We start from the raw sequence: 12239 nt of genomic DNA, 5'->3' as shown, positions 1-12239 counted from the left end.
GGGGCGGATTTCGCTGGGACGGGCGCGGTTCGTAACGTCTTTTTTACCGACTTTGGGGCATGGGTCGGTCGGGACCACGACCGATTTGAACACCAAGGGACGAAAGCATTGGACGAGATCCTGGTCGATTGGGATGAGTTTCGCGCGACGCGCACCCAGCTGGGGGCCGCTTTCGTGCGCATTCTCGGCTATTTTCGCGAGGACGGCACCAAATCGGTCGCCGCGATCGAAGAGGCCATGCGCGCGCGCGATCCGCGCGGGCTGGTGATGCCCGCGCACACGCTGAAAAGCGAAGCGCGCCAGTTCGGCGGCGAAAAACTAGGCGCGCTCGCCGAGGACATCGAAATGTTCGCGCGCCACTGCGTCGAAAGCCAGACAAGCCCCGACGAATATCTGCCGCGCGTCGTCGCGCTGCGTCCGCTGTTCGAACAAACGCTCGCCGCGCTGGAGCGCGAGGCCAATCCGCTGGTCCAGCGCCGCCCCGCCACTTTCGGTCGCGCCGTCGGTTACTGACCGACGCGCCGTTTCAGCCCGGCAAGCGTTTTCGCATCGGCTGCACCTGCCCGCGCGACAGGCTGCGCCACAGCCACTCGAGCGGGCCATATTGAAAACGGTCGAGCCAGGGCTTTGACCACAGCAGCATCGCCGCCCACATGCCGATGCAGAAAAGATAGAGCGGCAGGCGGCCGATGCTGCCGAAGAGGCCGAGCCCATAGCCGTAAAATATCGTCGTCATCACGATCGAGGTGACGAGATAATTGGTGAAGGCCATGCGCCCCGCCGCCGCGAGCCGCGCGCGCAGGGCGTGGCTGGCCGCTGTCTTGACCAGCAGCATGATGAGCGCCGCCCAGCCGATCGTCATCAGCGTGTCGAAGGGCACCGACAGCGCGATCGTCGAACCGAAGACCGATACCGCGTCATAACCCGTTCGCATCTGATAGAGGGCGAGCCCGACGAGCGGCGGCACGGCGATCGCAAAACAGGCGATCGCCCATTTGCGATAGCGCGCCGCCTCCCATTCGCCGGTCAGCATATGCGATTTGAACAGCGCCATGCCGATCAGCATCAGCCCCACCGTTTCCCACAGGAACAGGCCGAGGAAGAAGAGCGGATCGCCCGCCATCGCGCCGGTGCGATATGCGACGATGCTGGCATAGCTGCCGAGATAGAGCGCCTTCTCTTCGGCATAGACGGGGGTGGACGGGCCCATATCGGCGTTCATCTGCCGCAGCGCCTCCTGCATCGCGGTGGCCGCTTCGGGCGGCAGCGTTCCCGCCTGTGCCATCGACATCATCGCCCAGAGGCTCGTGTGCAGACCGATAGCGATGAGGAAAAAGGGGATCGCCCAGAGCAGGAGCGCACGCACCGACAGGTTGCGGAACAGGAAGATGAGCAGCCCGCAGATTGCATAAAGGAACAATATGTCGCCGAACCAGATGAGATAGAAATGCGCGAGGCCGAAGATCGCGAGCCAGAACATGCGCGAATAATGCGCGCCCGCGCCGCTGCGTCCCGCGACGGCGGCGCTTTCGATCACCAGCAGGGTGCTCGCCCCGAACAGCATCGAAAACATGCCGCGCATCTTCGAATCCACGAAAACGAAGTTGAAGAACCATGTCGCGACGTCGCTGTCGGTGGGCGGTCCGCCCGCGGCGGGGTTGCCATAGGCGGGGAAGGGCAGGGCAAAGGCGACGATGTTCATCGCAAGGATGCCCATCACCGCGACCCCGCGGATCGCGTCGAGGCTTTCGTAGCGCGTCGTGGTTCCCCGGTTCATCGCCTTTTCCTCCAAGTGCCGCGCAGCGTCAGAGCCAGCTGCTGATCCGGTCCAGCGGTTTTTTGCGCGTCGCGTGAACGGGCACCGTGGCGTCGGGCGCCGGGTGGCCCGCGACGACCAGCATCAGCGGCTTTTCATCGGCCGGGCGGCCACAGATGTCGCGCAGGAAGCCCATCGGCGACGGCGTGTGCGTCAAGGTCGCGAGCCCGGCGCCGTGGAGCGCGGTGAGCAACAGGCCGCAGGCGATGCCGACGCTTTCGGTGACATAATAATTCTGTCGCGATTCGCCGGGCTCGATCCCGCCGCGCCGTTGTCCGAAAACGACGATCAGCCAGGGCGCGATGTCGAGGAAGCCCTTGTCCTCGTCGGTGCCGAGCGGCGCGAGCGCCTCTAGCCATTCCTGTCCGGCGCGGCTGGCGTAAAATGCGCGCTCCTCGGCCTCGGCGGCGAGGCGGATGCGGTGCTTGATGTCGGGCGAGGAGACAACGGCGAAGTGCCACGGCTGGTGATTGGCGCCGCTGGGCGCGGTCCCCGCCGCGGCGATCGCGGCCTCGATCACCGCGCGCGGCACCGGTGTGTCGCTGAACATCCGGCACGTTCGCCGCGTGGCGACATGGTCGCGAAACGCCTCCGCCGCCGCGATCCGCGCGGCGTCGGTCATCGTCGGCAGCGCGCTGTAAGGGACCGTTGCATGCGCTTTCATGGCGCCGGTCTATCGGCGATCGGATGATCGCGCCAGCGTTGTTTGCCAACTATTGACATTTATGTCAGTAATGCTAACTGGACGATGCAAGGATTCGTCGCAGAGGTTCGCCATGACCAGTTTCCCGCTCTCCCACCCCGACCGCGTCGATGGCGGTTTCCGGCCGCTCAAGGCGTGGCGCCATTTCCGTCGGCTCATCGCCGACAAGGAGGACACCGAACAGGTGTTCCACATCATCGAATCGCTGCGCGACAAGCGCTTCGGCAAGGCGGCACAGGCTTTCTTCGCGACGCCCGAGGGTCAGAAGCAGCTTGCCGAGCGACCCTGTCTGCCCGCGATGCTCGACGACCATGACCGGCTGCGCCAGTTGCCCGAGGGCAGCGTCGGGCGCGCCTATGTCGACTTCATGGAACGCGAGGGGCTGACCGCGCAGGGCCTCGTCGACGAGTTTGACAAGTTCCGCCGTGGCCAGCCGCGCTACGACGACATGCTGGAGCTTTACGGCAACCGGCTGCGCGATACGCACGACCTGCTCCACATCCTCACCGGCTATGGCCGCGACGCGCTCGGCGAACAGTGCGTCCTCGCCTTTTCCTACAGCCAGACGCCGAGCTGGGGGACGCTGTTCATCGCCTGGGCGGGGGCCCGCGAAATCCGCAAGGGCTTCGGCCGCCGCTATCCCATCTATGGCGCGGTGCGCGAGGGCCAGCGTATCGGCCGCACCGCGCAGCAGATTGCGCATCAGGATATCGGGGCGCTGCTCGCCGAACCGCTCGACGCCGCGCGCCAGCGATTGGGGATCGCCGAACCGACCGTTTACAAACAGGTCCACGCGATGATGCGCGCCGACGGCATCGACCCCTATGACCTCTTGGGGAAAAAGGCGGCCGAAGCCGCGGCGGCGCCCGTGCCGCTCGCGCAGGCGGCCTGACCCGTCAGCCGCTGTCGCGCAGCCGCGCGATCAGCGCCTGCGCCGCCGCCGGGTTGCGGACCTTGGCTCCGGCGATGAAGAAGAGGAAGACGTCGCGGTCGCCCGCGGCCCAGTCGCGCACCCGCTTTGCCCATTGGTCGAGAGCCGCCGCGTCATAGCCGGTTTCCACCTCCTCGCGGCTGCGCTGGAGGCGCGCGTAAGTGAAATCGGCGGTCTGTTCGTCGATGCACGGAAACTCGTCGCTGTCGGCGTAGACGACCGCCATGTTGCGCGCGCGCAGCAGGTCGATGAACGCCGGATCGCGGAAACTTTCATGCCGCACCTCGATCGCGTGGCGCAGGGGAAGGCCATCCTGGCTGTCGGGCAGCAGGTCGAGGAAACCCGCAAAATCGTCACGGTCGAACTGTTTGGTCGCCATGAACTGCCAGTGGATCGGGCCGAGCCGGTCGCCGAGCTGCGTCAGCCCTTGACCGAGAAACTTCCCGATCGAGGCGGCGCCGTCCTTCAGCACCTTGCGGTTGGTGCAGAAACGTGACGCCTTGACGCTGAACCTGAAGCCGTCGGGGACCGACGCGGCCCAGTTCGCAAAGCTTTCGGGTTTCTGGCTGCCATAATAGGTGCCGTTGATTTCGATGCCGGTCAGATGCTGGCCGGCATATTCGAGCTCGCGCTTTTGCGGATGCTTCGGCGGATAGAAAGTGCCGCGCCACGGTTCATAGGTCCAGCCGCCGATACCGATGTGGATGCTCATGATTCCGCCATCTCCCTCCTTATATCGTCATCCCGGCGGAGGCCGGGATCTCATCGTCGCGTTATGCCGCACCGGCGAGATTCCGGCCTTCGCCGGAATGACGAGGTGGGGTTGTTACGCCAGCGCCGCGTCGGCGCCCATCAGCTTGGGGAAGAAGCCTTCATGCGCTTCGCGCAGTTCGGCGAGCGTCACCTGATGATCGCTGTCGGGCAGCTCGAACACGATGCGATCCTTGATCGTGCGCCCGAGCGGATCGACGGGCACGTCGGCGCGATTCGCGGCGTCGAGGAAGTCGGCAAGGCAGGTGTCGCAGACGGTGACGAGATACAGCCCCTGATCCTCGCCGAAGAAGCTCTCCGCCACCCCGAACGGCTGTTCCTCGCTCACCAGCACGCCGATGTTCGACTTCAAGGCCATTTCGGCGAGCGCCACGGCGACGCCGCCGTCGGAGACGTCGTGGCACGCGGTGATCCAGCCGGCGTTGATGCTTTGGCGGATGAAATCGCCGGTGCGCTTCTCGGCCTTGAGGTCGACGGGCGGCGGCGGGCCTTCTTCGCGGCCGTGGATTTCGCGCAGCCAGATCGACTGGCCGAGGTGGCCCATGCGTTCGCCGACCGCGAGGACGATGTCGCCGGTGCGCTTGAAGCCGATGCCGACCGCTTTGCCCAGATCCTCGATCACGCCGACGCCGCCGATCGCGGGGGTCGGCAGGATCGCGCTGCCGCCACCCGTCGCCTTGGACTCGTTGTAGAGGCTGACGTTGCCCGACACGATCGGATAGTCGAGCGCGCGGCACGCCTGTGCCATGCCGTCGAGGCAGCCGACGATCTGGCCCATGATTTCGGGGCGCTGCGGGTTGGCGAAATTGAGGCAGTTGGTGATCGCGAGCGGCGTCGCGCCGACCGCGCTGATGTTGCGCCACGTTTCGGCGACCGCCTGCTTGCCGCCCTCGACCGGATCGGCGTAGCAATAGCGCGGGGTGCAGTCGGTGCTCATCGCGAGCGCGCGGTTGGTGCCGTGGATGCGGACCAGCGCGGCGTCGCCGCCGGTCTGCACCGTGTCGGCGCCGACCTGGCTGTCATATTGCTCCCAGATCCAGCGGCGGCTGGCGATATCGGGGGTGCCCATCAAGGCCTTGAGGTCGGCCGCGACATCCTTGGTCTCCGGGACGTCGGACAGTTCGGGCTGCTTCGGCGTGGGCACATGCGGACGGTCGTAAAGGGGCGCATCGTCGGCGAGCGGGGCGAGCGGAATGTCGCAGACGATTTGCCCATGATGTTCGAGCACCATGCGGCCGGTGTCGGTGACGGTGCCGATGACCGCGAAGTCGAGTTCCCATTTGTGGAAGATCGCCTTCGCAAACTCTTCCTTGCCGGGCTTCAGCACCATCAACATGCGTTCCTGGCTTTCCGACAGCATCATTTCATAGGCCGTCATGCCGGTTTCACGCTGCGGCACATCGTCCATCCTGAGGTGGATGCCGACGCCGCCCTTCGACGCCATTTCGACCGACGAACTGGTCAGGCCCGCGGCGCCCATGTCCTGGATCGCGACGATCGCGTCCGACGCCATCAGTTCGAGGCACGCCTCGATCAGCAGCTTTTCGGTAAAGGGGTCGCCGACCTGCACCGTCGGGCGCTTTTCCTCCGCATCCTCGCCGAAATCGGCACTCGCCATCGTCGCGCCGTGGATGCCGTCGCGGCCGGTTTTCGAGCCGACATAGACGATCGGATTGCCGACGCCCGATGCGGCCGAATAGAAGATCCTGTCCTGTTCGGCGACGCCGACGGTCATCGCGTTGACGAGGATATTGCCGTCATAGGCGGCATGGAAATTGACCTCGCCGCCGACGGTCGGCACGCCGACGCAATTGCCATAGCCGCCGATGCCGTGGACGACCCCCGCGATCAGGTGCCGCATCTTCGGATGGTCGGGCCGCCCGAAGCGCAGCGCGTTGAGGTTCGCGACCGGGCGCGCGCCCATGGTGAAGACGTCGCGCAGGATCCCGCCGACTCCCGTGGCCGCCCCCTGATAGGGTTCGATGTAGCTTGGGTGGTTGTGACTCTCCATCTTGAAGATCGCGGCGAGCTTCTTGCCGTCCGGTCCTTCGCCGATGTCGATCACCCCGGCATTCTCGCCGGGGCCGCAGATCACCCACGGCGCCTCGGTCGGCAGCTTCTTCAGATGGATGCGCGAGCTTTTATAGCTGCAATGCTCCGACCACATGACCGAGAAGATACCCAGTTCGACCAGGTTCGGCTCGCGCCCGAGCGCGGCGAGGACGCGCTCATATTCTTGCGGAGCAAGGCCGTGCTCGGCGACGATTTCGGGGGTGATGGCGGGCGCTGGCTGAGTCATGGCGCGCCTTTAGCGGCGCGCGGGCGAAACGAACAGACCCCATATCGCCTTTTGGGCGACAGGGGCCTGCCGTCGGAGACGCGATCAGCGCGAAGCGAGCGTGGTCTTGTCGGCTTTCAGCGGCTCGACCTCGCGGAGCGGGAAGCTCACCTGCTGCGAGCCGACGGTGCCGCGGACGCGGTGCTCGCCGACGCGGAGCGTGAAGGGTTTGCCGGTGCGCTCTTCAATCCCCTTGAGCACGCGCGTGTCGCCGACCTGGGTGACGGTGTAGCTGTAGATGGCGCCATCGTGCTCGAAGCGCTTCACCACTTCGTCCTTCGCCATGGCGGCGGAGGGCGTCAGCGCAAACAGGCCGAGGGCCGGGAGGATGATGGTTTTCATGGTGCAAGTCCTTGTTGGTGGAACAAAACTTGCCTTCGAGCCCCTCTCTTCTTGTGCGGTGCAACATGGCTCGCGCGGTGCGCCGAGGCAATTGCAAAAAGCGGAATCGCGATTGCGCGGAGGGGCCTCTGCGCGAATTATCTGGAGGGTGGCATCCGACCGGTTGCGAACCTGCCAGCATATAGATCCGTTCGCATTGAGCGAAGTCGAGATGCCCCCGACGTGGCGCGGCGTCGATTTGTGTTTCGACTTCGCCCGACCCGAACGGAAAGCGGGGAAGGTCTGAAACCGACCGGAAGTGGACATAGTGGCTCTCTCCCCTGAAGGGGAGAGGGCTACGTCCGCTCCCCAGCCCAGACCGGCCACCAAAAAACGCTGTCCTACATGGCCCGGCTGTGCCAGCCTTCATCCGGCTCTTTCAAATGTGGACAAAAGCGCTCGCAGCCCGGCGAGTAAACAGGGGCGTCAATCGCGCGCGACTGTGCGCCTAGCGCAGCCAAATCGGCGGCCGCACAAGGCTGACCTTTCCTGACTTTTGGACCGATTGCGCGGGGCCGCGCCGACCGCTTCGCGCCCCAAAGCGGACGCGGCTGCAACACGAGCAGGGACGACCGGATCGACAGCGATCGTCGGGGGCGACGACTCGCCGCCCTTGACCGAGAGGGGGCGAAGAGGCCAAAGCAGCGGTATGACGGACACCCCCGCAACCGCTGCCCTTCCCGATATCGCCGCCCTGTCGTTCGAGGCCGCGATGGGCGAGCTCGAAACGATCGTCCGGCGGCTCGAAAGCGGCGACGTCAGCCTCGAGGAATCGGTCAGCCTCTATGAACGCGGCCATGCGCTGCGCAGCCATTGCGAGGCGCGGCTCGCCGCGGCGCAGGCGCGGATCGAGCAGGTCAGCCTGGCCGCCGATGGTCGGCCGGCGGGAACCACGCCCTTCGGCGAGGGCTGAGCGGGCGTGGCGTCGGTGGGCGGCGACAATGCGCGCGGCGCCGAGTTGCTCCGCGCGACCCAGGCCGAAGTCGCCGAGGGGATCGACGCGCTGTTCGACCAATTGCTCGCCGTCCCCGCCGACCCACGCGGGCCGCTTTACGAAGCGATGCGTTATGCCGCGATCGCGGGAGGGAAAAGGCTGCGCCCCTTGCTTGTTCGCGCCGCCGGCGACCTGTTCCACGTCGATCGCGCGCTCACCCTGCGCGTCGGCGCTGCGGTCGAGGCGATGCACGTCTATTCGCTGATCCACGACGATCTGCCGTGCATGGACGACGACGATATGCGCCGCGGCAAGCCGACCACCCACAAGGCCTTCGGCGAGGCGACCGCGGTGCTCGCGGGCGATTCGCTCCATGCGCTCGCTTTTGAATGGCTGTGCGATCCGGCGACGAGCGCCGATCCCTTCGTGCGCGCCGAGCTGTGCTGTGAACTGGCGCGCGCTGCGGGCCCGGCAGGCATGGCGGGCGGGCAGATGATGGATCTTGCTGCCGAAACGTCCGATTTCGACCTGCCGACCGTGACGCGGCTGCAACAGCTCAAGACCGGCGCGCTGATCGCCTTTTCGGTGGAGGCGGGGGCGATCCTCGCGCGCATCCCCGCCGAGGGCCGCCGACCGCTGCGCGGCTATGCCCGCGACATCGGCCTCGCCTTCCAGATCGCCGACGACATCATGGATGTCGAGGGCGACGAGGCGCTGGCGGGCAAGGCGCTGCACAAGGATGAAGCGGCGGGCAAGGCGACCTTCGTGACGCTGATGGGGCTGGATCGCGCGCGCGACCAGGCGACGCTGCTCGTCGAACAGGCGATCGCTCATCTCGGCGGCTTCGGCGACGAAGCCGCGCTGCTCCGCGCGATCGCGCGCTATGTCGTGGAAAGGGACCGGTAATGCGGGTGGGGGTTTATCCGGGGACGTTCGATCCGATCACGCTTGGCCATATGGACATCATCCGGCGCGGCGCGAAGCTCGTCGACCGGCTGGTGATCGGGGTGACAACCAATATCACCAAGTCGCCGCTGTTCGACGACGACGAACGCATCGCGATGGTGAAGCGCGAGGTCGCCGCGATCGAAGGCGACATTCAGGTCGTTGGGTTCAATTCGCTGCTGATGGATTTTGCCCAGCGCGAAGGCGCGACGGTCATCGTCCGCGGGCTGCGCGCGGTCGCCGATTTCGAATATGAATATCAGATGGCCGGCATGAACCAGCAACTCAACGACCGCATCGAAACCGTCTTTCTGATGGCCGATGTCGGCTTGCAGCCGATCGCGTCGCGATTGGTCAAGGAAATCGCGATCTTCGGCGGCGAGATCCACAAATTCGTGACACCGGCCGTCTGCAAGGCGGTCATCGCGCGCATTGCCGAACGGGGATTGCGCCAGGGCGAGCGTTGAGGCCAATCATTGAGCGTTCATATTTTTCCCGCTAGGGGACGCCCGACGGGGCGCAATTCCGATTATCCAAGAGGCCGATCCAGCATGACATTTTTTTTCCGCCCCATGGTTTTCACGGCGATGACGTTCGGTCTGGCGACTGCGGCCGTCGCGCAGGACGCGTCGTCGGCCGTCGCGACGGGCGACGCGGCCGCCGCGGCGGAGACGCCCGCGGTTCCGGCGATGACTCCCGACCAATATCTGAACAACCCCGAATATATGCTCAACCTCGATCTTTCGACCGGCGGCCGTGTGGTGATCCAGCTTTATCCCCATGTCGCGCCGAACCATGTCGAGCGGGTGAAGCAGCTCGCGCGCGCGGGTTTTTACGATGGCGTCAAGTTCCATCGCGTGATCGACGGTTTCATGGCGCAGACGGGCGATCCGACCGCGACGGGGCAGGGTGGATCGCAGCTTCCCGACCTCAAGGCCGAGTTCAACGCGGTTCCGCACCTGCGCGGCACCGTGTCGATGGCGCGCGCCCAGAGCGAGGACAGCGCGAACAGCCAGTTCTTCATCATGTTCCAGCCGCGCTTCTCGCTAGACCGCCGCTACACGGTCTTCGGCCGCGTCGTGTCGGGGATGCAATATGTCGATGCGATCCAGAAGGGCGAGCCGCCCGAAGTCATGTCGCGCATGGTCCAGGTGTCGGTCGCGGCCGACAACAAGCCGATGCCGCCGGCCGCGATGCTCACCGAAGCGCAGCCCGCAGCATCCGCTGACGTGACGATCGACGAACTCAACGCGCCTATCGCGCAATAATCGCGGAAAGCCGCGCGAACCAATATGCGCGTCGACGCCTTCGACTTCGATCTGCCCAGCGAGCGCATCGCGCTGCGCCCGGCGCGACCGCGCGACGCGGCGCGGATGCTGGTGGTCGACGCCGGGAATATCGTCGATGCCGGTGTGCGCGACCTGCCGCAATGGCTGCGGCCCGGCGACTGCCTGGTGTTCAACGACACGCGCGTGATTCCGGCGCAGCTCGAAGGGCTGCGCGGCGAGGCGAAGATTGGCGCGACGCTGCACAAGCGCATCGACCTGCGCCGCTGGCAGGCGTTTGTGCGCAACGCCAAGCGGCTGCGCGTCGGCGAGACGGTCGATTTCGGCTCGGGAGTCGCCGCGCTGGCCGAGGAACGGCTCGCCGACGGCAGCTTCGTCCTGGCCTTCGCCGGCGACGAGCCGGTCGAGCTGCTGCTTGAACGCGCGGGCACGATGCCGCTGCCGCCCTATATCGCGGGCAAGCGCGGCGCCGACGAGGCCGACCGCGACGATTATCAGACGATGTTCGCACGCGAAGACGGCGCGGTCGCAGCGCCGACCGCGGCGCTGCACTTCACCCCCGAACTGCTCGCGGCGCTGGCGGCGGCGGGGATCGCGACCGAAACGCTGACGCTTCATGTCGGCGCGGGCACCTTCCTGCCGGTCAAGGCCGACGACACCGACGATCACGTCATGCACGCCGAATGGGGACGGATCGAGGCCGACACCGCGGCGCGGCTCAACGCGGTGCGCGCGAGCGGCGGCCGGGTGATCGCAGTGGGCACGACCAGTCTGCGCCTGCTCGAAAGCGCCGCCCGCGACGATGGCACCATCACACCCTTCGCGGGCGACACCTCGATTTTCATCACGCCCGGTTATCGGTTCAAGGCGATCGACGGGCTGATGACCAATTTCCACCTGCCGCGCTCGACGCTGTTCATGCTGGTCAGCGCCCTGATGGGGCTGGAAACGATGCAGGCGGCCTATGCCCATGCGATTGCACGCGAATATCGCTTCTACAGCTATGGCGATGCGAGCCTTCTGTTGCCGCGTCAGAGCGGCCGTTCGCGCACCCTGTCTTGATCGGGCGCCACTTCATCGGAGGTGCCGCAGCCTGAGGGGCAGATATACAGCACGCCGCTCTATATTTCGATCGTCACCCGCACCCGGTCGACGCCGACGCCGGCGGCGCGCGCTATTTGTTGCTTGGCGCGCGCGATGAGCGTGCCAAGCGGCTCAGTGCCGTCGATGCCGAGCAGTTCGGAAATCTCGACGCCCAGCGCTTCGGACAATGCTTCCATCCGGCCGGCCTTGGGCCGCGCCTTGTCGAGTTCCCATGCCGAGATCGACGGCTCGCTGACACCGAGTTGGGCGGCGAGCTGGCCCTGGGTCAATTCCCGCGCAACGCGCAGTCGCTGAAGGCGGCTGCCGAATGTTTCGGACGCGCTCACGACGCCCGCTCCGGGCGGCGGCACGTCCGATTCGACGACGACGCTGCGCAGTTGCGCCGCGCTCAACGTCGCGGGCGAGATCGGCATGTCGAACTGACACCCTATGAGGCGCGCGCTCGTCCAGATCACCCTGGCTGCGGTTTTCCCGCTGTGCGGCAGGTTGACCTCGATCATCTCGCCCACATCGAACTCCGCGTCGCTTTCGACGAGCATTCCGGTCGCGGAGATATTGTGGACGAGTCCCTCGATCTCGGCGCCGGTCGCTTTCGATCCATGAAGCGGCAGGCGCAACTGGCGCCGCGAGGCGCGCCCCTTGCCGACCGCGGGAGGGGAGTCGTTGAGATAAACCTTTATCGCCATGCACGTATTCATCAAGACCACAGCCTTAACATCCTGCTTCGACACAGGGTTAATTCGGCGCGCCGGGCCGACCGAAAAAAGCGGCAGGTTCACCATGCACCTGTCCTGCCGTAAAACCCTGCTGTCGCGTTTCGGAACAAACACTTGGAGCGGCGTTCCGTATATCTGACCCACCGGGATTGCGTCAGGAAGCGTCTCGGCGAGGAGCGTTGTGCAGGCCGGGCTGGTTATCCGGACAGGCAGCGCGACGAAGGCCGAGATGCTTCCTCACGCAACGGCAGGCGGCGGGCCGATTTTTGCCCAGCGCAGCGTCGATCGTCGGCCACTATGCGAGAGCATGGCTC

The 12239-nt window shown here is 65.9% G+C and carries 13 protein-coding genes; 7 read left to right on the top strand and 6 right to left on the bottom strand.

The annotated features are described in order from the left end of the window. The first annotated feature begins 108 nt into the window (after nucleotides 1-108). Nucleotides 109-513: an Hpt domain-containing protein gene (locus SALA_RS11210; RefSeq protein WP_011542487.1), complete on the top strand. Its 405-nt coding sequence runs from the start codon at nucleotides 109-111 to the stop codon at nucleotides 511-513. 13 nt (nucleotides 514-526) lie between these two features. On the opposite strand, the gene SALA_RS11205 is transcribed toward SALA_RS11210, so the two are convergent. Together SALA_RS11205 and SALA_RS11200 are read right to left on the bottom strand one after the other, a co-directional pair. Then, nucleotides 527-1777, bottom strand: a complete 1251-nt coding sequence (locus tag SALA_RS11205) for a DUF418 domain-containing protein (protein ID WP_011542486.1) — start codon at nucleotides 1775-1777, stop codon at nucleotides 527-529. 28 nt (nucleotides 1778-1805) lie between these two features. Beyond that, the gene (locus SALA_RS11200; protein WP_011542485.1) at nucleotides 1806-2480 is read right to left on the bottom strand and encodes a nitroreductase family protein; all 675 of its coding nucleotides are present in this window, start codon (nucleotides 2478-2480) and stop codon (nucleotides 1806-1808) included. A gap of 112 nt (nucleotides 2481-2592) precedes the next feature. Here SALA_RS11200 and SALA_RS11195 point away from each other — a divergent pair, with 112 nt between their 5' ends. Continuing rightward, entirely contained in the window at nucleotides 2593-3411 is an 819-nt protein-coding gene (locus tag SALA_RS11195) for a Coq4 family protein (protein WP_011542484.1), read from the top strand. 4 nt (nucleotides 3412-3415) lie between these two features. Here the strand turns inward: SALA_RS11195 and SALA_RS11190 are convergent, their stop codons facing one another. The 3 genes from SALA_RS11190 to SALA_RS11180 form a co-directional block, all read right to left on the bottom strand. Further along, complete coding sequence (locus tag SALA_RS11190; RefSeq protein ID WP_011542483.1) at nucleotides 3416-4162, bottom strand: DUF72 domain-containing protein; 747 nt, start codon at nucleotides 4160-4162, stop codon at nucleotides 3416-3418. 114 nt (nucleotides 4163-4276) lie between these two features. Then, nucleotides 4277-6520 carry a phosphoribosylformylglycinamidine synthase subunit PurL gene (gene purL / locus SALA_RS11185; RefSeq protein ID WP_011542482.1) on the bottom strand — a complete coding sequence of 748 codons (2244 nt, stop codon included), beginning with the start codon at nucleotides 6518-6520 and terminating at the stop codon, nucleotides 4277-4279. Nucleotides 6521-6604: 84 nt separating this feature from the next. Further along, a complete protein-coding gene (locus SALA_RS11180) occupies nucleotides 6605-6901 on the bottom strand; it encodes a hypothetical protein (protein ID WP_041383280.1) in 297 nt (98 codons plus the stop codon). A gap of 688 nt (nucleotides 6902-7589) precedes the next feature. Between SALA_RS11180 and SALA_RS11175 the strand changes: the two genes are divergently transcribed. The 5 genes from SALA_RS11175 to queA all read left to right on the top strand — a co-directional run bounded on the left by SALA_RS11175 (nucleotide 7590) and on the right by queA (nucleotide 11167). Then, nucleotides 7590-7853, top strand: a complete 264-nt coding sequence (locus tag SALA_RS11175) for an exodeoxyribonuclease VII small subunit (protein WP_011542480.1) — start codon at nucleotides 7590-7592, stop codon at nucleotides 7851-7853. A gap of 15 nt (nucleotides 7854-7868) precedes the next feature. Beyond that, nucleotides 7869-8780: a polyprenyl synthetase family protein gene (locus tag SALA_RS11170; RefSeq protein WP_192807475.1), complete on the top strand. Its 912-nt coding sequence runs from the start codon at nucleotides 7869-7871 to the stop codon at nucleotides 8778-8780. Next, on the top strand, nucleotides 8780-9286 hold the full coding sequence (gene coaD, locus SALA_RS11165; protein WP_011542478.1) for a pantetheine-phosphate adenylyltransferase: 507 nt from the start codon (nucleotides 8780-8782) through the stop codon (nucleotides 9284-9286). Before SALA_RS11170 ends, coaD begins: the two co-directional genes overlap by 1 nt. A gap of 84 nt (nucleotides 9287-9370) precedes the next feature. Then, nucleotides 9371-10087 (top strand): peptidylprolyl isomerase, encoded by a 717-nt coding sequence (locus SALA_RS11160; protein ID WP_011542477.1) that lies wholly within the window; start codon nucleotides 9371-9373, stop codon nucleotides 10085-10087. A 24-nt stretch (nucleotides 10088-10111) separates the two neighbouring features. Next, nucleotides 10112-11167 carry a tRNA preQ1(34) S-adenosylmethionine ribosyltransferase-isomerase QueA gene (gene queA, locus SALA_RS11155; protein WP_011542476.1) on the top strand — a complete coding sequence of 352 codons (1056 nt, stop codon included), beginning with the start codon at nucleotides 10112-10114 and terminating at the stop codon, nucleotides 11165-11167. A gap of 59 nt (nucleotides 11168-11226) precedes the next feature. On the opposite strand, the gene SALA_RS11150 is transcribed toward queA, so the two are convergent. Beyond that, entirely contained in the window at nucleotides 11227-11895 is a 669-nt protein-coding gene (locus SALA_RS11150) for a helix-turn-helix domain-containing protein (protein ID WP_011542475.1), read from the bottom strand. Between the last annotated feature and the right edge of the window lie 344 nt (nucleotides 11896-12239).

Source organism: Sphingopyxis alaskensis RB2256, from assembly GCF_000013985.1.
Taxonomy (GTDB): domain Bacteria; phylum Pseudomonadota; class Alphaproteobacteria; order Sphingomonadales; family Sphingomonadaceae; genus Sphingopyxis; species Sphingopyxis alaskensis.
Note: the sequence above shows the minus strand (reverse complement) of the source record. Positions and strands in the feature narration are given on the sequence as shown.

What these genes read in the sequence shown, in the direction of transcription:
- SALA_RS11205 (WP_011542486.1), bottom strand. Translation starts at nt 1,777, where the DNA reads ATGAACCGGGGAACCACGACGCGCTACGAAAGCCTCGACGCGATCCGC.
- SALA_RS11200 (WP_011542485.1), bottom strand. Translation starts at nt 2,480, where the DNA reads ATGAAAGCGCATGCAACGGTCCCTTACAGCGCGCTGCCGACGATGACC.
- SALA_RS11195 (WP_011542484.1), top strand. Translation starts at nt 2,593, where the DNA reads ATGACCAGTTTCCCGCTCTCCCACCCCGACCGCGTCGATGGCGGTTTC.
- SALA_RS11190 (WP_011542483.1), bottom strand. Translation starts at nt 4,162, where the DNA reads ATGAGCATCCACATCGGTATCGGCGGCTGGACCTATGAACCGTGGCGC.
- purL (WP_011542482.1), bottom strand. Translation starts at nt 6,520, where the DNA reads ATGACTCAGCCAGCGCCCGCCATCACCCCCGAAATCGTCGCCGAGCAC.
- SALA_RS11180 (WP_041383280.1), bottom strand. Translation starts at nt 6,901, where the DNA reads ATGAAAACCATCATCCTCCCGGCCCTCGGCCTGTTTGCGCTGACGCCC.
- SALA_RS11175 (WP_011542480.1), top strand. Translation starts at nt 7,590, where the DNA reads ATGACGGACACCCCCGCAACCGCTGCCCTTCCCGATATCGCCGCCCTG.
- coaD (WP_011542478.1), top strand. Translation starts at nt 8,780, where the DNA reads ATGCGGGTGGGGGTTTATCCGGGGACGTTCGATCCGATCACGCTTGGC.
- SALA_RS11160 (WP_011542477.1), top strand. Translation starts at nt 9,371, where the DNA reads ATGACATTTTTTTTCCGCCCCATGGTTTTCACGGCGATGACGTTCGGT.
- queA (WP_011542476.1), top strand. Translation starts at nt 10,112, where the DNA reads ATGCGCGTCGACGCCTTCGACTTCGATCTGCCCAGCGAGCGCATCGCG.
- SALA_RS11150 (WP_011542475.1), bottom strand. Translation starts at nt 11,895, where the DNA reads ATGGCGATAAAGGTTTATCTCAACGACTCCCCTCCCGCGGTCGGCAAG.